This is a genomic window from Scytonema sp. UIC 10036, from assembly GCF_009725235.1.
Genome location: NZ_WJFC01000199.1, coordinates 1 through 24,420, shown reverse-complemented (window position 1 = coordinate 24,420; position 24,420 = coordinate 1). Strand labels below are relative to the sequence as shown.

Annotated in this window: 17 protein-coding genes; 5 read left to right on the top strand and 12 right to left on the bottom strand. The window is 42.8% G+C overall.

What is annotated here, in order from left to right:
• Positions 1 to 188: 188 nt before the first annotated feature.
• From xylB to F7734_RS49665, 7 genes are all read right to left on the bottom strand, one after another.
• Entirely contained in the window at positions 189 to 1,676 is a 1,488-nt protein-coding gene (gene xylB / locus F7734_RS49695; protein WP_155751700.1) for a xylulokinase, read from the bottom strand.
• Positions 1,677 to 1,685: 9 nt separating this feature from the next.
• Positions 1,686 to 3,182 carry a mannitol dehydrogenase family protein gene (locus F7734_RS49690; protein ID WP_155751699.1) on the bottom strand — a complete coding sequence of 499 codons (1,497 nt, stop codon included), beginning with the start codon at positions 3,180 to 3,182 and terminating at the stop codon, positions 1,686 to 1,688.
• Entirely contained in the window at positions 3,139 to 4,296 is a 1,158-nt protein-coding gene (gene ugpC, locus F7734_RS49685) for a sn-glycerol-3-phosphate ABC transporter ATP-binding protein UgpC (RefSeq protein ID WP_155751698.1), read from the bottom strand. Before ugpC ends, F7734_RS49690 begins: the two co-directional genes overlap by 44 nt.
• Complete coding sequence (locus F7734_RS49680) at positions 4,278 to 4,673, bottom strand: hypothetical protein (RefSeq protein WP_155751697.1); 396 nt, start codon at positions 4,671 to 4,673, stop codon at positions 4,278 to 4,280. The genes ugpC and F7734_RS49680 overlap by 19 nt, the downstream gene beginning before the upstream one ends.
• A gap of 12 nt (positions 4,674 to 4,685) precedes the next feature.
• The gene (locus F7734_RS49675) at positions 4,686 to 5,507 is read right to left on the bottom strand and encodes a carbohydrate ABC transporter permease (protein ID WP_155751696.1); all 822 of its coding nucleotides are present in this window, start codon (positions 5,505 to 5,507) and stop codon (positions 4,686 to 4,688) included.
• Positions 5,508 to 5,509: 2 nt separating this feature from the next.
• Positions 5,510 to 6,433 carry a sugar ABC transporter permease gene (locus F7734_RS49670; protein ID WP_155751695.1) on the bottom strand — a complete coding sequence of 308 codons (924 nt, stop codon included), beginning with the start codon at positions 6,431 to 6,433 and terminating at the stop codon, positions 5,510 to 5,512.
• A gap of 239 nt (positions 6,434 to 6,672) precedes the next feature.
• A complete protein-coding gene (locus tag F7734_RS49665) occupies positions 6,673 to 8,022 on the bottom strand; it encodes a sugar ABC transporter substrate-binding protein (RefSeq protein ID WP_155751694.1) in 1,350 nt (449 codons plus the stop codon).
• Between the two features lie 147 nt (positions 8,023 to 8,169).
• Here F7734_RS49665 and F7734_RS49660 point away from each other — a divergent pair, with 147 nt between their 5' ends.
• From F7734_RS49660 to F7734_RS49650, 3 genes are all read left to right on the top strand, one after another.
• Positions 8,170 to 8,973, top strand: a complete 804-nt coding sequence (locus tag F7734_RS49660) for an SDR family NAD(P)-dependent oxidoreductase (RefSeq protein ID WP_155751693.1) — start codon at positions 8,170 to 8,172, stop codon at positions 8,971 to 8,973.
• 98 nt (positions 8,974 to 9,071) lie between these two features.
• Positions 9,072 to 10,064 (top strand): sugar-binding transcriptional regulator, encoded by a 993-nt coding sequence (locus F7734_RS49655; protein WP_155751692.1) that lies wholly within the window; start codon positions 9,072 to 9,074, stop codon positions 10,062 to 10,064.
• A 155-nt stretch (positions 10,065 to 10,219) separates the two neighbouring features.
• Complete coding sequence (locus F7734_RS49650) at positions 10,220 to 15,148, top strand: DUF4011 domain-containing protein (RefSeq protein WP_155751691.1); 4,929 nt, start codon at positions 10,220 to 10,222, stop codon at positions 15,146 to 15,148.
• A gap of 305 nt (positions 15,149 to 15,453) precedes the next feature.
• On the opposite strand, the gene F7734_RS49645 is transcribed toward F7734_RS49650, so the two are convergent.
• The 5 genes from F7734_RS49645 to F7734_RS49625 form a co-directional block, all read right to left on the bottom strand.
• The gene (locus tag F7734_RS49645; protein ID WP_207714395.1) at positions 15,454 to 15,609 is read right to left on the bottom strand and encodes a hypothetical protein; all 156 of its coding nucleotides are present in this window, start codon (positions 15,607 to 15,609) and stop codon (positions 15,454 to 15,456) included.
• Between the two features lie 552 nt (positions 15,610 to 16,161).
• Positions 16,162 to 16,953 carry a hypothetical protein gene (locus F7734_RS49640; protein ID WP_155751689.1) on the bottom strand — a complete coding sequence of 264 codons (792 nt, stop codon included), beginning with the start codon at positions 16,951 to 16,953 and terminating at the stop codon, positions 16,162 to 16,164.
• Between the two features lie 857 nt (positions 16,954 to 17,810).
• Complete coding sequence (locus F7734_RS49635; protein ID WP_155751688.1) at positions 17,811 to 19,982, bottom strand: substrate-binding domain-containing protein; 2,172 nt, start codon at positions 19,980 to 19,982, stop codon at positions 17,811 to 17,813.
• A 23-nt stretch (positions 19,983 to 20,005) separates the two neighbouring features.
• The gene (locus tag F7734_RS49630; protein WP_155751687.1) at positions 20,006 to 20,941 is read right to left on the bottom strand and encodes a DUF1822 family protein; all 936 of its coding nucleotides are present in this window, start codon (positions 20,939 to 20,941) and stop codon (positions 20,006 to 20,008) included.
• On the bottom strand, positions 20,938 to 21,747 hold the full coding sequence (locus F7734_RS49625) for a hypothetical protein (RefSeq protein ID WP_347566420.1): 810 nt from the start codon (positions 21,745 to 21,747) through the stop codon (positions 20,938 to 20,940). The genes F7734_RS49630 and F7734_RS49625 overlap by 4 nt, the downstream gene beginning before the upstream one ends.
• A 663-nt stretch (positions 21,748 to 22,410) precedes the next feature.
• On the opposite strand from F7734_RS49625, the gene F7734_RS49620 reads away from it, so the two are divergent.
• On the top strand, positions 22,411 to 23,202 hold the full coding sequence (locus F7734_RS49620; RefSeq protein ID WP_279239847.1) for an NYN domain-containing protein: 792 nt from the start codon (positions 22,411 to 22,413) through the stop codon (positions 23,200 to 23,202).
• Between the two features lie 449 nt (positions 23,203 to 23,651).
• On the top strand, positions 23,652 to 24,323 hold the full coding sequence (rnc, locus tag F7734_RS49615) for a ribonuclease III (protein WP_155751684.1): 672 nt from the start codon (positions 23,652 to 23,654) through the stop codon (positions 24,321 to 24,323).
• The last annotated feature ends 97 nt before the right edge of the window (positions 24,324 to 24,420 follow it).

Below are 24,420 nucleotides of genomic sequence, written 5' to 3'. Positions count from 1 at the left end.
GGGCTGGGGGAGGGGTAAAATCTCGGTATCGTCAGTAATTAACTGGACATGATATAAGTGGGTGCAAATAATCATTACTAGTTTGTAGTTGCGATGCATGCGAAGACAGCGCTACTACGAACCAATACAAAGATTTTACTTTTGGTTACATAGTTTGGTTTTTTCTCGCCAACTTACTTAAATGTCGCTCAACGAACCGCTTTCAAAGTATCATAAAGTAGCTTGTATCGCTTAAAACCTGCTTCATACAAAGGATTTGCCTGCGGCTGTACTACATGACTATCCTTGGGTAGTATCTGGAGTGCAGTTTCTAAGTTGGGGTAAACACCTACTCCCACCATTGCCAAAATAGCTGCTCCGTAAGCAGCTCCTTCTTCGGCTTTGGGAGCAATCAGTTCTGTTTGCAAAACATCGGATAAAATTTGCAACCAGATGTGAGAGCGTGCTCCTCCACCTGTTGCTAAGAGTTGATGAACGGGAGCGATCGCGCTGATAACTTCCATCGCTTCCCGCAGGCTGAATGCAACTCCCTCTAGAACAGCACGAGTGATATCTGCTTGCGTATGAGCTAATGACAGATTCACGAAAGCACCGCGAGTATTTGGATCGAGGTGGGGACTGCGCTCTCCTGATAGGTGGGGCAGAAATAGAACACCACCCGCACCGGGCTGCGATCGCTCTGCTATTTCCATCAGCTCGGTATAGGACATATGTGGTGCAAAGGTATCTCGATACCAACGTAGAGAACCACCAGCCGCCAGTGTCACTCCCAGCAGATGGTAACCCCCATCCACATGACAGAACAAATGTACTCGCCCTTCTGGATCGGGAACTGGGCGATGTCTACGACGGGCTACGCCTACGCACGGTGCAAAAATAACTCCTGATGTGCCAATACTCAAACTACCCCGGTTCAGGTTGCTGGATGAGATGCCCAAACCAATCGCAGCCGCCGCATTGTCACCCCCGCCTGCAACCACAGGTAATCCTACAGGTAATCCCACCCGTGCAGCTATTTCCGATCTCAGCCGTCCGGCGATCGCAGTCGATTCAATCACCGGGGGGAACAACGCTGGGTTAATGTTGAGAGCATCGAGGATATCTGTATCCCATTGGCGATTCTCCAGTTTCAGACACCCAACACCAGATGCATCAGATGGTTCAGTCAGTGGCTCGCCAGTTAGCACATATCCCAAATAATCTTTTGGCAAAAGAATCTGCCACAGTTGAGCATAGGCTTGTGGTTCTTCACTCCTCAACCATAAGAGCTTCGGCAGTTGAAACCCGCTAATTGCAGGATTTCCAGTGCGCTGGATCGACTCCTGACGGGGAATGGTGGCTTCAATCTCAGCAACCGCTTTATCCGTGCGCTGGTCATTCCATAAAATTGCCGCTCTAATTGCTTTGCCCTCCCGGTTTAAAGGAACCATGCCGTGCATTTGTCCGGACAAACCCAAGGCAATTGCTCGGTGTCCATCGAGCTGTTGAGCCACATCAAACAGAGCATCCAAACTTGCTTCGACCCAATCCGATGCGTTCTGTTCCGTCCAACCCGGTTGTGGAGTTAACAGGGGATAGCTTCTCGTTGCCTGAGCGATAATTTTCCCTTGTAGGTCAACTGCGATCGCCCGCACTCCTCCTGTACCCAAGTCTATGCCAACAACGATGTCAGTCAATTGCCCCTCCTAAATTCTCAGAATTTGGGCTAGTGTTTGTTTAGCGCCACGCTCATACAAACTCTGTAAATGGATTGTAACTGAATCGACAAAACGCGACGACTGCGATAAATCACCAAAAATTTCAGTTAACCTGAGCGATGGTTTGGGATCGGAGCCGCTAGAAAGAGCGAGTTGAGTCAAGATACCTGCCATTGGGTCATCAATGGGAATGGAGTTACCTCGGTCATCCCGTGTATTGAGGTAACGGAACCAGGCAGCAACTGTGAGGCTCATGTAATCGATCGCTCCTCCTTGCTTCAACGCGTCACGGAGCGAACCGAGAACAAATTTTGGCATTTTGGCGGAGCTATTGAGGCAAAGACGTGGCAGTTGATCCCGAATCTTGGGATTGGCAAAGCGTTCTATTAAGGTCTTTTTGTAATCGTCTAGATCGATCCCAGGTACGGGTTGGAGTGTGGGTGTAACTTCTGCCATCAAATTATCAACTGCTTGCCGGATCGATGTATCAGCCATGACTTCATGGACGTAAGTGTAGCCGGCTATTGTGCCGAGATAACCAATTAACAGGTGGCTGGCGTTGAGCAACCGGATTTTCATCATTTCGTAGGGATGGACATCATCGGTCATCTGGACGCCAACGGCTTCCCAATCGGGTCTACCCGCACAGAACTTGTCTTCAACTACCCACTGGAGAAACGGTTCGGCAACAACTGGGAAGGCATCATTAATGTTAAACTGTTCTGCCACCATTTTGACATCTGCTGGGGTTGTGGCAGGAGTAATGCGATCGACCATGCAATTGGGGAAGGCGACTTGTTCCGCAACCCAACTTCCCAACTCGCGATCGCGCATTTGTACAAATGCAGTTAACATTTTGCGAGCAATATTGCCGTTCCCTTGCAGATTATCGCAGGATAACACGGTAAATGGTGCTACCCCCTGTTGGCGGCGTCGAGCAAGTGCTGCTGTCAAAAAGCCATAGACTCCAATTGGCTCATCAGGATGTTGCAAATCGTACTGAATTGTCGGGTGATTGGCATCGAATTCACCGCTACCTTCAATGTAATAATAACCTCCTTCCGTAATAGTCAGCGTGACAATGCGGCATTTAGGATCTGCTAATGCCTCAATCGCTGCCTGACGGTTATCTGGTGCAAACAGATACTGCGTAATTGCACCAATGACACGAGCGCGATCGCCCGATGGAGACCGTTCGACTAATGTATACAAACAATCTTGCGAATTCAGTGCATCCCGCATCCGCTTGTCAAATTCTAATAGACCAATCCCACAGATTCCCCAATCACTGCCGGGATGCTGATGCAAATAATTATCGAGGTATAATGCCTGATGTGCTCGATGGAACGCACCCACACCAATATGCACAATTCCATTTGTAATTTGGTGGCGATCGTAATTGGGTACGCGGACGTTATTCGCTAAACGAGACAGGGATGCTTCATTCAGCTTGATTGCTGAGCCTGTGCTGATATTGCTGTTCATGGGATTCATTAAGGGTTAGGTGATGACGTCGAGCTTTGGGAAGGGCTTCACCGTTTTGAGCGAACAAATGGCAAAGTTCACCGTTGATATCAATAGAAACAAAATCGTGTATTTTGGCAGGATTATCTCCGTCTGTTTGCACAACTACGGTATCACCACCCGCAATCTTGACATAGAGATAGGTTTCTCCACCCAATCGTTCTACAACTAACACTTCGCCATTCATGCTTGGGTTAGTGCGATCGAGCCGCAGGTGTTCGGGACGAATTCCTAATGTTGCTCTATCCCCAACTGACAGGGTTTTAGGCTGCACTGGAATCATCACGGTTGCATCCCCAGGAAGTCTGACTGTTGTACCAGAGTCATTGAGGGCTGATACCGTAACCGAGATAAAGTTCATTTTGGGCGAACCAATAAATCCGGCGACAAATAGATTGCGGGGATGGTGATACAGTTCCAGTGGAGAACCCACTTGTTCTATAATTCCGCCTTGCAACACCACAATTTTGTCAGCAAGGGTCATTGCTTCAACTTGGTCGTGAGTTACATAAATCATCGTGGCTTGCAAGCTATCGTGTAAGCTAGCAAGCTCGATCCGCATCTGTACCCGCAAAGCCGCATCAAGGTTAGATAGCGGCTCATCAAACAAGAAGACTTTGGGATTACGCACCAAAGCACGACCGATCGCTACCCGTTGACGTTGTCCTCCCGATAGTTCTTTGGGCTTCCGATTCAAAAGCGGCTCCAGTTGGAGGATGCGAGCAACTTCACGTGCTCTTTCATACCTCTGAGCCTTGGGCATACCCGCAAGGCGGAGGCTAAATGCCATATTCTCTGCCACGGTCATGTGAGGATATAGAGCGTAGGTTTGAAACACCATTGCTAAACCACGTTTATCAGGAGGGACATCATTGACTTTCTGCCCATCGATCAGCAAATCGCCAGAGGAGATTTCTTCAAGTCCAGCAATCATGCGGAGCAGAGTGGATTTTCCACAACCGGAGGGACCGACAAAGACAACAAATTCGCGATCTTTAATATCAAGATCGATGCCTTTGATTATCTCAGTTTCGGCATAGGTTTTATGAATGTCTCTTAAAGCAACTGTTGACATAAGATGTTTCCATTGAGGGGGTAGGGGGTAGGGGGTAGGGAGTGGGACTGGGGATTAGGAAAGAATTTCTGATTTTGAGGGCTGTAGAAACTTTGTACCACCTCGTTCCCAGGCTCAGCCTGGGAATGCCTTACCAGAGGCTCCGCCTCCTGTGACCCTGGGAATGCCTTACCAGAGGCTCCGCCTCCTGTGACTTGCCCGCGAGGCAGAGCCTCGCCGTCTGCATTCCCAGGTAGAACCACCAGAACGAGAGAACGAGAGAAAAGATGAGTCTGAACATCGTTGTACCTATCAGAATTTATATAGTGAACCAGTAGTTGAGAGTAAGCATTTCTCACCGTGTCCCCGTGTCTCGGTGTCTCCGTGTCCTGTTTCATTGGGACTGCCTTCTACTTCACCGCACCAAAGGTGAGACCTCTGACTAATTGCCGCTGACTCAGCCAACCAAAGATGAGGATGGGCGCGATCGCTAGTGTTGATGCTGCCGAAAGTTTTGCCCAAAACAATCCTTGAGGACTGGAAAATGAAGCAATAAATGCTGTGAGTGGTGCGGCGTCTGCTGTTGTTAAGTTCAAGCTCCAAAATGCTTCGTTCCAGGACAAAATAATCGAAAGCAATGCGGTGGAGGCAATTCCAGGTAATGCTAATGGCAACAACACGTGAACAAGTTCTTGCTGAATGCTTGCTCCATCCATGCGATCGGCTTCGAGAATATCTTTGGGAACCTCTTTGAAGAAGCTGTAAATCATCCAGACAACAATCGGCAAATTAATCAGGGTATAAATTATAATCAATCCAATACGGGTATCAAGTAACCGTAAGTTGCGACACAAAATGTAAATGGGTACCAAGACGCCAACCGGTGGCAGCATTTTAGTGGACAGCATCCAGAGTAAAGTCCCTTTGGTGCGCTTCGTTGGAAAGAACGCCATGGCATAAGCGGCAGGTACAGCAAGTAGGAGCGCGAGTATAGTCGAGCCTAGAGAAATTGCTACGCTGTTAAATGCATAATTGAAATAATTTGCCCGGTCTTGGATGGCAACATAGTTTTCCAATGTCGGTTGGAAAAACAACTGAGGAGGAGTTGAAACTGCTGCCACTTCCGTTTTGAAACTGGTGAGAAACATCCAGAAAATTGGGAAAAACAAAATGCAAGCGGAAAGCCAGCCCAGTAATGTCCACAGCCAGCGCTTTGAAGTTTTGCGTGCCATTGTTAGGTATCCAAATTACGAGCAACACTACGCATGAGAAAGATAGCCACAATATTGGCAAGAATCACGGCAATTAATCCACCAGCCGAGGCACCACCCACATCAAATTCCAGCAGGGCTTTCAAAAAGATGTAATAGGCAAGGTTGGTGGTTGCTAGTCCGGGACCGCCACCTGTGGTCACAAAGATTTCGGCAAAGATGGTTAGGAAGAAAATCGTCTCAATCATGGCTACAACCGAAATAGCGCGGCTGAGATGGGGTAGCATGACGAAACGAAAGATCGCGATCGCATTTGCTCCATCCATCCGGGCTGCTTCTAACTGATCGCGATCGAGGGATTGAATGGCAGTTAACAAAATCAGTAAGGCAAAAGGCAGCCATTCCCAGGAAACAATAATGATGATGGCAAGCAGGGGAACGCTTGTAAACCAATCGATTGCCCCCAAACCCAAACCCCTGGTAATTTGAGCGAACAGCCCGTTCACGGGATGCATCAGCATGTTTTTCCAAATCAGGGCACTGACTGTAGGCATCACAAAAAAGGGAGAGATTGCCAACACTCGCGCAATCCCACGACCATAAAAGTCTTGGTCAAATAGCACTGCTAGTAATGTGCCCAAACCAATTGTGATTGCCAGAACAGAAACAACCAAAACTATTGTGATGGCGATGGATGTCCACAGAGCTGAGTCACTCAGGATGAACGTGAAATTTTCAATCCCAATGAATTTGCGTGCATCTGGATTCAGCAAGTTATATCGCTGAAAGGAAAACCACAGAGTCATCACCAAAGGCACGATCATCCACAGCAGCAGGACAACAACCGAAGGCGCAACCAAAGGTAAGGTTGACACTTGCCGCCTAGTCCGTTGCTTGGTGGGTGGTGGTGTTTCGCGTTGGGGTTTTACAGCTAATGAAGAAGACATAACTTGATGGTATTTTGGTTTTTGGTTTTTTTATTTTGGATTATTTATTTTGGTTTTTTTATTTTGGATTTGGGATTTGGGATTTGGGATTTGGGATTTCGGATTTGGGATTTTGGATTGGGGTTGCTGAATCAAGATATGAATTTCACGCATTCCTGTTGATTGTAGAGACACGGGTTCATTCAAGGTATGAATTTCACACATTCCCGTTGATTGTAGAGACGCGATTAATCGCGTCTCTACTCGATATAACCTGTGTGTTTCATGAACCGTTCAGTCGATCTTTGCGATTGCCGCAACGCCTCATCTACCGAAGTACGCTTGGTAAGCGCTGCTGCTAGGGTTTGCCCGACTGAAGAACCAATCGCCTGAAATTCTGGAATATCAACATATTGAACTCCCTTATACGGAGTAGGCTCTGCTGATGGACGGGTGATATCCGCAGATTGGATTGCTCTCAGCACGATTTCAGCAAACGGTGCGGCTTTTCGATAGTTGGGATTCTCATAGGTGGAAGTCCGGGTACCGGGCGGTACAGCAACCCAGCCATTTTCTTTAGCAACCAGTTGGATGTATTCTTTAGAGGTTGCCCACGCGACGAACTTTTGAGCGGCTTCGGGTGATTTTGAGGTTTTAGGAACTGCTAGCGCCCATGCCCAAAGCCAGTTTGAGCCATTGGGATATTTTTCAATTGGCGCACGGGCAAAGCCTACTTTATCATAAACTTGGGATTCTTTTGGATTGGATAACAGCCCTGCTGCAACGGTTGCATCCACCCACATACCGCATTTGCCTGTGGAGAATAAAGCCAGATTCTCGTTAAATCCATTAGAACTGGCTCCCGGTGGTCCGTATTTGTTAAGCAAATCAACATAGAAGCTAGTCGCCTCTTTCCAAGCGGGAGTATCAATCGTCGGTTGCCACTTCATATCAAACCACCGTCCGCCATAGGTATTGACCAACGTGGAAACAAATGCCACGTTTTCGCCCCAACCAGGTTTCCCGCGCAGGCAAACCCCGTAAACACCACGCGCTGGATCGTGGATTTTGTTTGCCCATTCTCTGATTTGGGGATAAGTTGGCTGTTCGGGAACTGCTATCCCGGCTTTTTCAAACAAATCTTTTCGGTAGTACAGCATGGAACTTTCTCCATAGAATGGCACTGCATAGAGTTTGCCGTTATGAGAAAGCCCTTCTCGTATGGGTTTGAGCAAGTCATTGACATCGTAGTTTGCGCCCAGTCCATCCAAAGGTGTCAACCAATCCCGCCTAGCCCAGATTGGTGTTTCATAGGAACCGATGGTTAGGACATCGAACTGTCCGCCTTGACTGGCAATATCTGTAGTTGTACGTTGACGCAACACATTTTCTTCCAGCACAACCCACCTGAGTTGAATAGTGGGATTAGCCTTCTCAAATTGGCGAGAAAGCTCTTGCATGACTACCATATCGCCATTATTAACAGTGGCGATCGTCAGTGTTGTTTTCTCTGCTGCTTGCGATCGCGGTGAACAAGCGTGTAGCAGTTGTACCAGCATCACTCCAGCGAGGAATGCTGCCAGCACTTTAGCGAAGCGGGGGATACGCATCGCATGACTCCTTTGGGGTAAAAAATCGAACAAATTAAATTTTTAATTTTATGCTCTATTTTTGGGCAAAAGCTCAATAATAGAATCATACCAATCTCACCTCAATGAGAGGCATTTGCAACAATTCTTCAATAAGAGGTTGAAACTATGACAGCAAAAGCAACCTATCAGTTTGCAGGTAAAACTATCCTAATTACGGGTGGTGCGGGAGATATTGGCAAGGCAACTGCACACCGTTTTGCCGCTAATGGCGCTGGTGTAGCCCTGCTGGATTTGAATGAATCGAAGATGGCAGATGTAGCTGAGGAACTAAAAAAGTACAATGTTCCAGTCGGTAGATTTCGCTGCGATGTTACGGCGGCTGATGATGTTGCCAAAGCTTTTACTGGTGTTGTAGAACAGCTTGGGCATCTTGATTATGTCTTTAACAACGCTGGCTATCAAGGAGTGTTTGCTAAGACTGACGAATATCCCGAAGATGACTTTCAAAAGGTCATTGATATTAATGTTATTGGCGTTTTTCACGTTCTTAAAGCAGCCGCACAACATTTGCGGAATGCAAGTGGAGGAGTTATCGTCAATATGGCAAGTTATGCAGGGGTAGTTGGTCCGCCAAATATGCTGGCATACGCTGCTTCAAAGTTTGCTGTCATTGGAATGACTCAGACGGCGGCGAAAGACTTGGCTCCTCACGGCATTCGGGTGAATGCGCTCTCCCCTGCGCTTATCGGTCCCGGTTTTATGTGGACGCGGCAAACAGAATTGCAGGCAGCAGTGGGTTCTCAGTACTTTGATGCCGATCCCAAGGTCGTTGAGCAACAGATGATTAATTCAGTTCCGATGCGCCGTTTGGGTAGCTTGGACGAGGTTGCCAATGGGGTGGCATTTCTGATGAGCGATGAAGCAAGCTACATTACTGGATTCAACTTGGAGATTACTGGGGGGCAATAGAAATTTAAAGATTTTTGAGCAAAAGTTATGTCTTTGGGCATATACTCAAATTAAAGCGATCGCTCTTTTGATAGGTACACAGTCTTTGAAGGTGGGATATGGAAGAACCTTTCTTGGAGCAGCGCGATACCAGCAAAACTGGCTTGCCCCTTAGGTCTCGCAAATTAGATCTAGCTGCTCATGCTGCTTGGCTTTATTACATCGCTGGAAATACACAGGAGGAGATTGCAGCAAAGCTCAATGTGTCCCGGCAAGCTGCACAACGCCTGGTTGCACTGGCGGTCAGTGAAAAATTAATCAAATTTCGGCTCGATCATCCCCTGAGCGAGTGTATTGCTCTGGCTGAGTCGTTACGTGATAAGTTTGGTCTGTCGCTTTGTGAAGTCGTGCCAACTGACGCAGGCAAAGGTGATACATTATACGGAATCGGCGTATGTGCGGCTACCCACTTAGAGGCTTACTTGATGGCGAAAACCCCAACAATAATGGGCTTTTCTTCAGGTCGCACATTGCGAGCAATGGTGGAGCAAATCCCCTCAATGAACCAACCCCAGCATAAGATTGTTTCAATCATTGGGAATATGTCTCATTATGGACGTGCAGGTCGTCACGAAGTGGTCATACATTTGTCGGATCGCGTTGGTTCCCAAGCATACCCAGTGCCGACTCCGGTTGTGGCGACTAGCATTGAAGAACGAGAACTCTTGCAGACTCAGCGATCGTTTATCACCGTCAAGACTCTTGCAGAGCAAGCCAAAGCAACCTTTGTCGGTATTAGCCATATTGCCTGGAATGCTCCGTTACATCAAGACGGCTTTATCAATGACGATGAGGTAGCTGAATTAATTGAACTAGGAGCAGTAGGGGAAATTGCAGGTTGGGCTTACGATTGTTACGGGGTGTTGCTGCAAAAAGGAACCAACAGCCGGGTTGCCAGTGTACCGCTCGAACAACCCGCACGCCGACTTATGATTGGTGTAGCAGGTGGCGTGAAAAAAGCAGAAGCAATTCTGGCTGCTCTGCGTGGTAAGTTAATTACGGGACTGATTACTGATGAAAGTGCGGCTCAAGCAATTCTTGCTAAAATTTAGTGACTTACCTGCCTAATGAGAAAGCAAGATAGCCTTTTGCTTATAGAAAGCGACTTTACTGATTTTCCCTGAGGGAGCAGTTTGCTAACGAATACTTATGCAAGAAAGCGCTATTATACTATAGGATAGCATCTCTAATCACCAAAAAACCGAAAATGCGACAGTCCACTCCAGGTTCTCAATCAAACCTTGTTCAAAAAATTGCTAAGTGGAAAGCTGGACTGGCTGACTTGGGACGACGAAACCCTCTGATCAAATTCCGGCAAGATAGCCCTCGAATTTTAGAAATTCTGACAGAGGCACCAGATCTTCTCTTCAAACACCTTACAGAAGAGAAGAAATCGCTTCATTTTCAGATGATAGATAGTGAATATCAAGAGATTTTCCAGTCTAGAAGACTTAAAGCATTACCAACAGAAAAAAATCCTCTTGAATTAAGAACTCGTCAAACAGGTAACGAGCAATTGAAACGGCTCAAAAAATTGCGTGCTGAGGCGCGAAAATCATTTGAGGAACGAGGAGTAAATAGCTTGTTTCTCGCATTTGGAACTTTGACTTGGTACGACAAGGATAAACCAGACGATGTTTTGCTTTCACCACTGATTCTGGTTCCTGTGGAATTAATAAAAGAACCTAAACGAGATATCTATAAACTATCTATTCTTGAGGAAGATATTGCATTCAATCCAACGTTGGCACAAAAGTTAAAGCAAACTTTTGGAATTGAGTTTCCAGAGGGAGAATCTTTACAAGGAATAAGCTACGGTGAACTGTTTGCCCAGATCCGCAACCTGCTAGCAGAGAAAAATAAATGGCAAATAAAAGAAAATGTGTTTCTCTCATTGTTTTCCTATGCCAAAGCTGCAATGGTTCGGGACATCATCGAAAATGAATATCTGATTTTTTCCCATCCAATTTTACAGGCTATGGGCGGTGATGTAAGTACATATGAGTATAATTATAAAGAACCTTTGCCTGCATCTGCTCTTGATTCACACATTAAACCCGAACAAGTATTTCAAATTCTTGATGCTGACTCCAGTCAGCAAGTCGTTATTGAAGCAGCCAAAGCTGGTTCTAGCTTTGTTGTTCAAGGTCCACCAGGAACGGGCAAAAGTCAAACTATTGTGAATATGCTTGCTGAACTGGTTGGGGATGGTAAATCAGTTTTATTAGTTGCCGAAAAAGAAACAGCACTGAATGTAGTCCAAAAGCGCATTGCTGAATGTGGTCTAGAGCATTTGTGCCTCAATCTCCATCACAGCAGCACAACAGACAAACGCAAACTGGTTAATAATTTATCGCAAACCATTACCTATATTGAACAAATTAATGAGCAAAACGACCGCTCTTTTTTCTTTGAACAACTCGTTTCTAATCGTCAATCCATAAATTCATATCTTACGAGGTTACATACCAAAGAGCAGCCTCTAGATAAATCAGCATTCGAGATATTTGGGGAACTTTTGAGAAAACAACATGAAGCAGTACCAAGCTTAAATATTGTATTTTCTAAATACCATGATTGGAATCAAAATAGATTACAAAAAGCCAAAATTTTATTAAATGAATTAGCAAAGTTTTTACCCTTCTTCAAAGGAGAACAAACAACTGTTTGGGCAAAAAGTTCTCTCGATACTTATTCCTATGAACTTGAATTGGAAATAAAGGATAAAATAGAGGAATTTCAGCAAGCGTTATTTTCTATCCAAAAACTTAATCCACAATTACAAGAGACTCTACAAGTTCAACCTTTACATAATTTAGAATCTCTGGAAAGCTTCTATCCTGCCTTAGCCTATATACTAAAGGCTCCATCTAATTTGCCTGAAAGTTGGGTTAGAGTAGATATTTCTACTGCTCAGGATGCGTTGATTCTTTTGCAAGAAGACGTTAAAGAAATTGAAGAAAATAAACTTTCGCAAGAAGCACAAAATTTATTGACTCGGATTTCTTCATTTTTACCCTTTTTAAAAGGAGAGAAAACAACTGTTTGGGCAAAAAGCACCTTAACATTTTTTTCCGAACGTTTGGAATTAGAAATCAATCAGAAAATCAATAAATTCCAACAAGCGATTTCTTTGCTTCAGACAGCTAGTCATCAACTTCAAATTATTCTAGGAATTCAGCCTTTATTAAATTTGGAAGATGCAGAAGCTTGCTTTCCTCCTCTTAAACATATATTGAAAGCCCCATCGAATTTACCTAACAATTCGACTAGAGTTGATATTTTATCTGCTCAAAATGCCTTTAATAAATTGAAAGAAGATGTGAAGTTTTTACAAGAAAATGAGCCGATTTTAAAACAAAGATATCATGCTGAATTATTTTCTGCAGAATTGCCTGCTTTAGCTAATAGATATCAGAAATATAGTCGCTTTTGGTTTATTAGAATTTTTAATCCAAATTACAGGCGCGATGTCAAGCTTTTGAAAAAGCTAAGTACTAAAAAGGGGCAGGTTTCTCACAACGAGTTAAAACGTGATTTGGCAAAAGCAGTTCAAATACAAGCTGCGCGAAACGAACTATATCAAAGCAATTACCCAGCCAGTCAACTTTTTGGCTCTTTATTTAACCCGGAAATTTCTAGTGAAGCAGATTTGCAACCGATTGAACAAGCTTTAAGTTGGTTAATTGCCTTACAAAATTATTCGCTTCCTGTTGACTCCGTTCAGCGTGTTATAAATTCTCCCTCTGCAAGTAACGAACTGGCTGAATTAGTTAGGAAACTTGAATTTCTTCCTGAAGAGATTAGACAGGGTATGAATTTCCTGTTTTTATACTTTAATGAGACTGATATTATTGGTCGATATCTGCCTCACAACCAAATTTTATTTACCGAACTGGCAAGTTTTTTAAGCCTAGCTCAATCTGACTTAGCCCACTTTCAAGAATGGTTGATCTACAAAGAAACTTATGAAAAACTTGAAAAGGGTGGAGCTAAAAAGTTCTTAGACGCTTTGCGAGACAATAAACCTAATCCTATTGAGTCTGTGCAAAATAGGCTAGGTCAAGTTGATTATCTACCCCGTCAGGTTTTTGGCTCTTTGTTTAATTCAGAAGTTTCTAGCCAAGTAGAATTGAGACCCATTGAACAAGCTTTAAATTGGTTGACTGGTTTACAAAAGTATTCGCTTTCGGCTGATTCCGTTCAACGTGTTATAAACTCTCCGTCTAGACGGCGCGATGTGGCTGAATTAGTTAAGAAATTTGAATTAAGTCATACCAGTATTAGGGAAGGACTAGAGTTTTTATTGTCATATTTTGATGAAACTGACATTACAAGTTCTTACTTACTGCGTCATCAAATTCCCTTTGCTGAACTAGAAGCTTTCTTGAACTTGGCTCACTCTGAACTACCTTATTTTCAAGAATGGTTAACCTATAAAAAAACCTATCAGCAACTTCAAGAGATGGGAACTGATAAGTTTTTAAATGCTGTACGGGACAACAAAATAGATTCTAAACTTTGGTTCCCAATTCTAGAGAAGCTGATTTATCAAAACTGTCTTGATGCAATTCTTGCCAGAAAGCCTGAATTAAAAAATTTTAATGTTGAAATACACGAACGGCTAATCAAGGAATTTGTTAAACTCGACTATAACCAATTAAATGTTGCTAGAGAGCGTCTAAAAAAACTTCATATGCAACGTTGGAAAAATTGGGAAAAAACCTCATTGGCTCAAACTGAGTTGCCAAAGTTGACAAAAGAAGTGACTAAGAAAAGGCAACATTTGCCTATCCGTAAACTTCTCAATGATAGACAAAAGGGAATACCAAATCTCGTCAAAGTTTTAAAGCCTTGCTGGATGATGAGCCCGCTTTCAGTTAGCCAATACATCAATGCAGATGTAGTGCATTTTGATGTTCTCATTTTTGATGAAGCATCTCAGCTGCGTACAGAGGATGTAGTTCCTGCGATTATCCGTTCTAATCAAGTGATTGTAATTGGCGATAATAAACAACTTCCTCCTACATCATTCTTCTCAACCGGAGACAGCGAAGAAGATATCAATGATGAGGATGATGCAAGCTATGAAAGCGTTTTGGATGAATGTTCAAGTTTTATGTTTAGGCGAACGCTGAAATGGCATTACCGCAGTCAAGATGAACGGTTGATAGCTTTTTCTAATAAACATTTTTATGACTCTCAATTAGTTACATTTCCAAACCCAGTTCAGAATTCAAATTTGGGAGTTTGGTTTAAGTATGTTCCCGATGGGGTCTACGATCGCGGTGGACGCAGAGATAATCGACGGGAGGCTGAAGTAGTTGCTCAGTTGGCGTTAGAGCATTTTCAACAGTTTCCCGAACAATCTCTTGGTATTATTGCGTTTAGCGAAGCCCAATCTGATGCAATTCAGGAGCAAATAGAGATTTTAAGCAAAAACAATCCCGATTTTGAGACTTTTTGCAGCGATAATTCACCTCAGTTTTTTCTCAAAGCACTAGAAAATGTTCAAGGTGATGAGCGAGATGCAATTATACTGAGTGTAGGCTATGCTCGTGACGAGCAAGGTAAGCTTTCTCTTAACTTTGGTCCCCTTAATCGCCAAGGTGGAGAACGACGACTGAATGTAGCTGTCACACGAGCAAAAAACAAAATTACGTTGGTTTCTTCCATACAAGCTGGTGACATCGATTTAACACGCACTCAAAGCCAAGGTATAAAATTACTGCGTGATTACTTGGAATACGTAGCAAGTGGGGGAGAAAGACTGCAAGGTAACTCCTATACAGATACGCTTCGTTTTGACTCCCCATTTGAAGAAGATGTCTATCATACCTTAGTCCAGAGGGGATGCACTATACGCACCCAAGTTGGATGCTCAGACTATCGTATTGACTTGGCTGTAGTCAACAATAACCGCCCAGGTGAGTTTTTATTGGGGATTGAATGCGATGGTGCATCTTACCATAGTTCACCCACTGCAAGAGATCGCGATCGGCTAAGACAACAGGTGCTTGAAAGATTAGGTTGGAAAATTCACCGGATTTGGTCAACAGACTGGTTTCGTAACAAACCTGTTCAAGTTCGTCTCTTAATAGAAAAAATTGAACAACTACAACACATGAATAGCTAATTTTACAGCAAATGAAATGTAAAATATCGTACTTCCGCTCGTAGTTGCGCTGTCTCTACCTGCGGACGCTTAGCGGCGAACACGCTTGTTGCAACTACAAATTATTAATGATTATTTGCGCCGACTTACTTACAGCCTTTTTCAGGTAAATGAAGTACATCGTAGGGGCGCGGCGGCCTTGCGCCCTTACAAGAATCTGTACCTCATGTAGTTGCAACGGTAAAGCCATTCTTTACAATTTTTGCCTTCTCCAGTGTTACTGGGAGAAGACACTAAACCAAGTACCCCTGTATCTAAGAAAACAATCATTCTTTTGAGTAAAGTTTATAACCAGATGGTCGTTCATTATCCATGATTTCTTTAAAAGTTTCAAAATATCTTTCTCTTTCTTTGGCTTCTTCTTCTGATACCTCTTCTTCAAGCCAACTTTTTAATAATTTCATTGCATCTTGATTTTTCAAGAGTTGTTCCTCTGGAGTCTCTCCCTTATGTTTTAAAAAGGATTTTATTGAGTACATCTGGTTGCAATGTCATCTTTGTTTCTTTAAAGACGGTTTATAAGTATATTTTGCCATAAATATAAGATAATTGACATTATCACAACCTAACTCTTCTAATCAAGATATTTGCGTGTTTTTACACGGTTCTCTGCCCAATACCTATAATAGTATTGAGCAAAGATGCCTTATTAAGGTTTTGAGGTTTAAATGACGGGAGTTCAGAACGCTGATTATTGCCATCGGCTAATACCAATTTAATATGAAGCTGCACATTATTTTTACCCCTCCTAACCTCCCCTTATAAAGGGGAGGAAAATAGATTTTCTGTTTCCCCCCTTTATAAGGGGGAGCCACTGCGTTGGGCGGGTTAAGCGACTTGTAGCAGGTGGCGTGGATTAAGGGGGGTAAGAAGAGATGCCACAGATGGTGGAGGTTTTTTCTATGCATCTTCATCTGAAAACGATATAACTTACTACTACAATTGCATAGAGAAAAAATTACAACGCAAACCCCCTACAATAAATCAATCGCTTTTTTTCCCTCAGACCCTACAACATAAAAGTTTTGAGGGTAGACCCATTGTGTCTCTAAAGGTCCGTGGATTTGAATACCTGTCATGACAGCATAATTGAATACAGAAGAGTTTAAAGTCTTCAAAAGCTTTTCTATATCTTTAGAAATAATCTCGCAAGCTAACTTTGTAATCCCAACGAGATCGGGTTTATCTCCATACTGGAGAGTAGAAAGAATTTTCTGCCGAACAATGCTTTGCTCAATATCTTGCATATCAGTTTCTAGATTGAGACATCCTAATTCAAGTTCTTTGACAATAGCTTCCAATGCACCGCACGCATGAGAGGGTTTGTCAAGACCTTGGCGATAGACTTTCCCAATCTCGCCATACCGAGAAATAGCAATATGAGGCATGGCATAAAAAGTAAAACGACGCAAACCGTCAAAGATGGGAGTATGGTCACATGCTGCTGCCAAACCCGTTTTGCCCATTGTGACAAACCCTGCTAAGCTGCAACAGTTAAATGTTTTACCCCAGTATTTAATGACTGCATCAAAGAGCGGATCTGTAATCTCATCACGACATATAGCTACCATTCCCATTGTGTTTTCATCAGTAAAGCCATGGGAATTTAAACACTCATAGGTCTTACTCATATAGCTTTCTAATGGCAAAGTTCCAGGGAAATGATTGTGAACAGTTTCATGAAAAGCTGGAAACACTCTTGGGTTGTAGCCATTTAGATCTTGCAAAATAGATTCTTGTTCTCGAACTTGGTAGTTTTGGCTCATAATTACGATCGTTCAAATTTTAAGCACACGTTGCTAGCTGCTAAACTTAACACTTCTTAACGTTTATAGCAAATCTTTAATAGTGTAGCCCCTATTGAAGTTGGAATCCATTTGGGATTTCCTGCAGCATCTAATGAATTTGAGTGATGGCATTGGATATAAGTTCTTCTCGACTCATGGAACTGAGCCGTTGGGGCACAAACTGTTGCAATGCATCCTGCAAGGGTCGATAGGAGAGGACATATATACAGCGCAGTGTGAATGAGGTTGTCGAATCTATCTGCAACAGATACATCGTTAAGTACAAACATGATTGACGGTAATTAGTAGGGTTTTTGCTATTGAAAACTTACCAAGGCTCAGTAATACTAAATCAAGGGCAAGTTTTATCTGTCAGATTTATTCTTCCCAAAGAATAACTAAATAGAACAAACTACCAGTCTAATTCCAGTATTTTCGCCATTGAACGTTTGATGGTGGGTGCCAAAGACGCAGGCGTTTCAAGGTCAGAACTTATTGAGCGCAGGGCGCGTCAGTTGGGGACGCAGAAGGAAAGCCATTCTTGATGGCAACACTTTCCGGCAGAGAAAGCGATCGCCCTTCGCCAACCAGCCATCGCAGAGTTTCTCAATAAAGGGGTGTGCGGCATAGCCCTACCTACGAAGTAATCAGCTTTTTGGGCTTTGATTTTTGCAGTAAGGCTACGGGTGCAAGATATGATACCAAATCCGCGTCTCATACCCCCTTTATAATTTAGTCCGCGTAGGCGGACTTCGTTTGTGTAGCCGTGATTTCCAATCACTAGGGCTAAGAAGGATTATGGAAACGTATTTAGTATGAGCTATCAAATAGCGCCACTATCGCATGGGAATAAACTCAGCTTCCTCGGTTAATTTTTGCCCTTCTCTTGTTAACAATAAACTAGCGTAAGCTTCTCCCGCTTGTTCATCCACTTGACCGTTTTGTTTAATAATAACAAATAGGCGGCGAGTCAATGGATATTCCCCATTTTGCAAAACCTCAAGGTTCAGCTTATTCTGTTGTTTCTGACACTTATCTCTAGGTTCAGAATTACCTACTTCTGGAGAAATTAAAGCACTTCCTCTGTGACGGCTGACGGGTAATGTTTTCACAGTACACTGCTTGATAATTTCAGAAGCGGAAGCATAATAAATAGCCCCCTCTTCTGGAAAATTGCCCACTTTATTGAGCGCTTGAGTGGTGGTAGGAATAAAGACAATATTGGAAGCAAAACCTTGGTTTTCTAAAATATTTTCTTTGAAAAATTCACTAGTTCCACTGTTTAATGGGCGAGAGATCGGTGTTATTTTTATATTAGGACCGCCTATCTGAGTCCAGTTAGTTATTCTACCTGTATAAATCCCTTTAAGTTGTTCTACAGTTAAACCTTCAATTTTTAAACTGGGGTGAACTGCGATCGCAATCGCATCGATTCCCACAGGAACCTGCTTGAGTTTGACACCCCTCGCAGCCGCCAGTTCGTATTCTTTATCTAGAATCGGTCTGGAAGACTGAGCAAAAGAAATTTGACCATCTAATAACATCTTAATACCAGTACCCGAACCGGGTGGTAAAGTAGGATGTTGAGTGTAAGTCAAGTTAAATTTAGGCAATTCTTGTTTAATTTTCTTATCTACCAAACCACGAATGGGTGCCCAAGTTGTGCTTCCACCATACAGCCAAGTTCCCGCCGGAACGGTGATGGATTTGATGTTAGATTGTGTGGGCTGTTGTGCTGATTCCGATCGCTGGTTGAGAACAATAGTAGCAGGGATTGCCATTGCAAAACCAAGACACAATCCCATCACCCCAGCCAATACAGCTGCTTTTTGACTTTTAAGAACTGGTAGATGTGGTTGAAATTTAGCAGTTGTCAGCTTTGAAACTGGGGGTTGAGGATAATTTCCACTCAAAGAATGCCAAGTCAGAGGTTCTACATTAGAAGCAATGCAAATTGTGGGTAACCAAATTGCACCAGGATAACGGGACTTAAAATGTTCCAAACGTTTGCGAGCTTTCAATACCGAAGCAAATAAAGATTTATTGCGAGTAAACTCTTGGAAAAAGTGTTTCAAAAACTCCACAGCTACGGGATCGGGGACGGGTTCCCGCATCACAACGCTTTGTGGCAAATGTAACTCAGCAAGTTGGTTGGCTAAGCCCAAACCATCGCAAGAGTTGAAAATTGCCAATTGCAATCCTTTGGCGATCGCTTCTTTTAATGCTTCCTTAAATTCCTCAATACTTAAACTTTCTTGGTCATTAACTTCTATCCAACCAATTTGTCCATCTTTTCGACTCCCACTATGTCCGGTAAAAATGAAGATGTGATAGCCCTGTTCGTCCCAAAGGGCTTCACACAAATTTTTGAGATTCGGTTGCATCAAACAAACAACTTCAGCCCCAAGTTCCTCCAAGCGGCGAACAACTTCTATGTCATCGGTGGTATTAATCCCGTCACTTCTTCCCACAGCCACTAAGATTCTGACTTTAGAAGTGTTGGGACGTGCAACGCTCTTGCGATCTGTTGTTTTAGGCGCACTTAAGGCAATTTCCGCTTGAGGATAGTGTTGTTCAAATAAACTCCACTCTTGCCAAGGGAGACGCCGCAAGTTAATATCTTTAGCATCCAGAATCACCCGAATTTCTTCACCAGAGGAATGCAATTGTTGTGCGATCGCAATCAAGCCATCCCGAATCGGCTGCCATTTACTATCCCCCGAATTCAACCACTCATTTAAGTTGGTTTTTAGTGCTTGAGTATATTCCAAGTTAGAATGAACCGTCACACTCTTTGGTGTTAAACGCAAACCTGGTGCTGGAGCAATGCAAGATCTGACATCTTCAATTTGACGATAAGCAGATTGCCATTGAGTAAAAGAAGTTTCTAATTCCGGTGGAAGTGGTAAAAGAAAACCCTCAGTTTCATATTCACGATTTGTTGCCGTCAGAATAACTAGAAATCCCTCTTCTGATGTTCGCCTGATTTTAATCTTGACAATGCCCATACAGGTATCCTGTTATTTGATGCTCAGACAATAAACTTTTCAGTCAAACTTGTCCCTTCTAACACCACTTTGACACTAAACATCTCACTTTGTTGGCAACTAAACTCCAATTGCATCCAAGTGTCAGTTTTTTTAGATTGTGCTTCCATACAAGCATTTCCTACTTCATCAAACAAAACTAGCTGTACATTTTCTGGCAAATAAATTCCATTCTTACCTGGATAAAGACGTATGCGAATATCAACCGAGTCAGCCTCTTGAGGTGTAACTTCCACAAAAAGTAGTAACGGGCGATCGAGCAAATAAATTTCTTTACTCCGACTCACACAGTTTGTTACACGACTTATGTTCCTAAAGTTACCTGCAAGCGCCCATTCAGCAGGCTGCCAGTCTTGGTGAAAAATTCCCTCAAACCACTGACGCAAGTTGATGAAAAACTGTTCTGATGTCATTCTAGAACTGACAACTTCGTTGCTGTGGACAGCGTAAATAGTCTCAATGAGAGTATCTAAAGGCTGTAGTTCCGACAGTTGGACTATTTCACGCGATTCATCAGCGATTATGGCACTAATAAATCCCAGTAATTCTACGGAATCCAACTGACTGTTAAATTGAACTGCCACATAACCAAATCTATTTTGAGTAACTTCCATTGGTAACTCAAAAGCAACCGCACCTGGTAGCACCGGACGGCACTCCAATTTTCCTACATTAGGCACAACCAAATCCGCGACATTAAAAATTGCCCGCACACCCGGTTCCCAACTATCGCCACTTCTGAGATCGGTTTCAACCATCAACCATTTTAAATAACTGTGAACAGCACACACAGCTAAAGTATTAAGATAGACTTGTCTGCCCTTTTGAGGTGTAGCTTGTTCTGAGGCAAACATCTCAGCCCAACGATGAGCATCTTTACCGAGAGGAACACCAATCGGTTCTAATTCTATACTAGTCATGGATTATACCCACAATTTCGTCCAATATCTGCTAATAAAGGAAGGCACTTTTGCTTCCAATGTGAATAAAGGGTTTGGTTGTTCACATTAAACTCTCTGGCAATGTCAGAAATTTTTTCAGGAGGTTCTTGCAATAGCAAACGCTTTGCTAATAACTGACAGTGACATTCTGGGTGTTTTCGCGGATGACACGCACAGAGTGTTCCTAGAGTATCTTGTGTAATATGTAGCTTGATTTGTTGACCGAGACGCTGGCGCTCCCCTGCCTGCACCTGAAGAATTTTAATGTCTAATAAGTCTAAAGAAAGACTTGTAAACTGGGGATCGGGCAGGAAATCCAGCAAAGTCATTTGGTCTCCTTCATCATTCCGTATTGGTTTATTTAAACTGGTAACATTTTGATTATCCTTAACATACAAATCCACAATTCTCCACTTCAGGTAGCCATTAATCCAACTAACCAAGCTTTGTTGCACGGAAGTACGACGTGGCTGAAAATCACAGATACTGCGACTAACCCATTGCCAAGTATCATTTAAAGCTTGAGGATAGTCTTGGTGAGTAGACTTATAAATACCAGGTAGTTGCTGTAGTTTTACGAGCAGCCGATTGAGAGCTTTTTGCCGTTTCGCAGTTAAATCTGCATGACGGCAAACTTCATAAATTAGATTTTGCAGTTGTTCATCCACAGCAATTTTTCCCCGCAACTGCCGTGCTTGTTTTGCGTATAATTCTAAGAAACAAGCACTCGAACAGCTTGAGTTTAACTGATTTTCAGAAGATATGGTGGTTATCAATCCCTCCACTCGTTCCCAGGCTCCGCCAGGGAACGCAGATCCAGAGGCTCCGCCTCAGATTAAATATTTATAGGCACCAGCCCAAAAACAAAAGTTTAATTGGACAAGAATAACTCTCCTTCGTAAGGTTTCCATAGTTCTATCTGCCCTCACCAGACTGTTTATGAAATTAGGAGATTTCTAAAAGATAAATTATCGGCAAAGCCGTAACCCATCGTAGGGGCGCAATGCCTTGCGCCCCTACAGAGGTAAAATCTTTCTCAAGAATCGCCTTAAATCTGTAAAAAATAATTTGAATAACCCCATTGACAAAAAATATAACTTGGGAATAGTGTAAAAATATGCAGCCAAACAAGGCTTATCACTGACACGTGAAATGTTGGTTTTGTTAGGTCTCAGGTGTATCCTACCAACCATCCTGGCTAATGTCAGGTTACCCCGTTGGCTGGACATTCAGTCTAATTTTTAACTATTGCTAACTAGTATATCCACAAGATAAAACTACGTTAGGTATTTGGCTGAATGTACACCCAGCTGGATAATCTGGCACTAGTCAGGATGGATGAGAGGATACATCTGAGACCCGAATCAAATGAGTGTTGGCAAAGCGAGACTTGTACTTTGGAATCTCATTGATAATAAATGACCTTTACAAGGTCATACTGTTGTTTTATGAGTAATTTCGTGAGGCTGTTGAGACCGTTTACTGAAATTTTCCTCAAAAAAATGAAAAAATCTCACCAGCAGACTCTAGTTGGTATTTATTGGGATACCCAAAATGTGTCTTTAAGTTCAGAGCAAGCAGTCAACTTGTTAGATTTTGGTAAAACTCAAGGGAGCGTGATTCGCAAAAAAGCTTACTGTAACTCAATGTTTGAAAACCAAGCGGTTGCAATGAGGCAGCTACAAAACATTGGGTTCTATTGCGATGATATCACCTGTGTTGTAAAGAATAGCGCTGACAATCAACTTAAATCAGATTTAATTGACGATATTTACCACCAGCAATCTTCAGATGTAATTATCTTAGTTTCAGGAGATGGAGATTTTGTCAATCCCCTTAAATTTTTAAAAGAAAAAGGCAAAAAAATTATCATTTTTGCTCATAAAGGTAATGTGAAAAAGAAATTAATGGATGCTGCTGATGAGACTTATTTTGTAGACAAATTACCTCAGATAGTAAATGTTCACCATTTAGAAAATTCTAATGAATCCCACATTCAGTATACTGAAGCAGTAAATTGTTTGATTAAAGCCGTTAAAACTGTATCAAGTCAAGGTAAGCAAACAAAATTAAGTACAATCGACAACGCAATGCGTCAACTATTACCAAAATATAAAGGAGTTGCTTGCATTTGTAAACCAGATGGAGGAAAATTTTCTAGCTTTAGTAAGTTTATTGAAGCAGTTGAAAAGGATGGTAAAATCCGAATGCGCGAGCAGAATCTATTTTTAATAGAGTAACATAGAGCGGTTTGAATCTTCTTGGCTCTAAAAATTCTCTTAATCCTAGAAACCCAGTTACTTTGATAAACTGGGTTTTGCCTTTGACAGAGTCACCTAAAATTTCTGATGTATATAGCTAGCGAATTACTAAACTTCTAAGGCAAATACCTATCCCAATACTGCTCGGATAAGGAAATTGTAGGTTGGGTAAACCCTTGTGCGAAACCCAACAAATGCTGATAAATGTTGGGTTTCGTTCCTCAACCCAACCTACGTTCAATTTGAGTTTTTACCAAAACCTACGTAGTATTGATACCTATCCTGTAATAGGAACCCAGTTTAATTTTTGAAATCCCCTCTTTCCTCCCTCAGCGCCCTCAGCGCCTCTGCGGTTCGTTAAAATTTTCATAATTCAAATAGGATTGCCATAACACACAAAACACATCCGAAAATCCAACACACAACCAATGCACAAACTGTTGACATTCCGAAATGAAAAACTCTTGCGTCGTGCCCTCACTCATCGTTCCTATGTCCATGAAAACCCAGATGCAGGAGAACACAACGAACGCCTAGAATTTCTAGGCGATGCTTTGTTAACTTTTTTAAGTGCGGAATATCTCCATCGCCGTCATCCCGACAAAGAAGAAGACGAACTCACTCGGCGACGTTCAGCACTTGTCGATGAAAAGCAACTGGCAAAGTTTGCCATAGAAGTTGGCTTAGACTTAAGAATGCGGTTGGGCAAAGGAGCGATTCTAGAAGGTGGTTACCACAATCCCAATTTGCTAAGCAGCACCTTTGAAGCCGTCATAGCTGCCTACTACCTAGACAATGGTTCAGATGCAGAAGCAGTTCGTACTATCATAGAACCACTATTTGATTCTGTACCACAAAAAATTGTTGAATCTCGTTCTAGCGTAGATTCAAAGAACAAGTTTCAAGAATGGGTACAGCGTAACATAACTCAAACGCCTCCCAAATATGTCACAGTCCAAGCTGGTGGTTCTCCCCACGCTCCTGAATTCACAGCCAAAGTACTTGTAAACAATCGCGTGTATGGAGAAGGTAAAGGACGCAGCAAGAAAGATGCTGAAAAGGCAGCGGCTGAAGATGCACTGGCTCGCGTAAAAAAGTGAATCAGAGAATCTATATATGATCATTTGTCACAAGTTAAGGCTGCAAGGCAGTTGTCAAGGGGCTTTTAGAAGAAGCTTGGAAGAAAAATTGGTCAGT

Bases quoted from the DNA above. Each gene is read 5' to 3' on its own strand.
- F7734_RS49620 (WP_279239847.1), top strand. From the start codon at position 22,411: ATGAGTAATTTCGTGAGGCTGTTGAGACCGTTTACTGAAATTTTCCTC.
- ugpC (WP_155751698.1), bottom strand. From the start codon at position 4,296: ATGTCAACAGTTGCTTTAAGAGACATTCATAAAACCTATGCCGAAACT.
- F7734_RS49635 (WP_155751688.1), bottom strand. From the start codon at position 19,982: ATGGGCATTGTCAAGATTAAAATCAGGCGAACATCAGAAGAGGGATTT.
- F7734_RS49660 (WP_155751693.1), top strand. From the start codon at position 8,170: ATGACAGCAAAAGCAACCTATCAGTTTGCAGGTAAAACTATCCTAATT.
- rnc (WP_155751684.1), top strand. From the start codon at position 23,652: ATGCACAAACTGTTGACATTCCGAAATGAAAAACTCTTGCGTCGTGCC.
- F7734_RS49690 (WP_155751699.1), bottom strand. From the start codon at position 3,182: ATGAACAGCAATATCAGCACAGGCTCAGCAATCAAGCTGAATGAAGCA.
- F7734_RS49630 (WP_155751687.1), bottom strand. From the start codon at position 20,941: ATGACTAGTATAGAATTAGAACCGATTGGTGTTCCTCTCGGTAAAGAT.
- F7734_RS49650 (WP_155751691.1), top strand. From the start codon at position 10,220: ATGCGACAGTCCACTCCAGGTTCTCAATCAAACCTTGTTCAAAAAATT.
- F7734_RS49640 (WP_155751689.1), bottom strand. From the start codon at position 16,953: ATGAGCCAAAACTACCAAGTTCGAGAACAAGAATCTATTTTGCAAGAT.
- F7734_RS49680 (WP_155751697.1), bottom strand. From the start codon at position 4,673: ATGAAACAGGACACGGAGACACCGAGACACGGGGACACGGTGAGAAAT.
- F7734_RS49675 (WP_155751696.1), bottom strand. From the start codon at position 5,507: ATGGCACGCAAAACTTCAAAGCGCTGGCTGTGGACATTACTGGGCTGG.
- F7734_RS49670 (WP_155751695.1), bottom strand. From the start codon at position 6,433: ATGTCTTCTTCATTAGCTGTAAAACCCCAACGCGAAACACCACCACCC.
- F7734_RS49665 (WP_155751694.1), bottom strand. From the start codon at position 8,022: ATGCGTATCCCCCGCTTCGCTAAAGTGCTGGCAGCATTCCTCGCTGGA.
- F7734_RS49655 (WP_155751692.1), top strand. From the start codon at position 9,072: ATGGAAGAACCTTTCTTGGAGCAGCGCGATACCAGCAAAACTGGCTTG.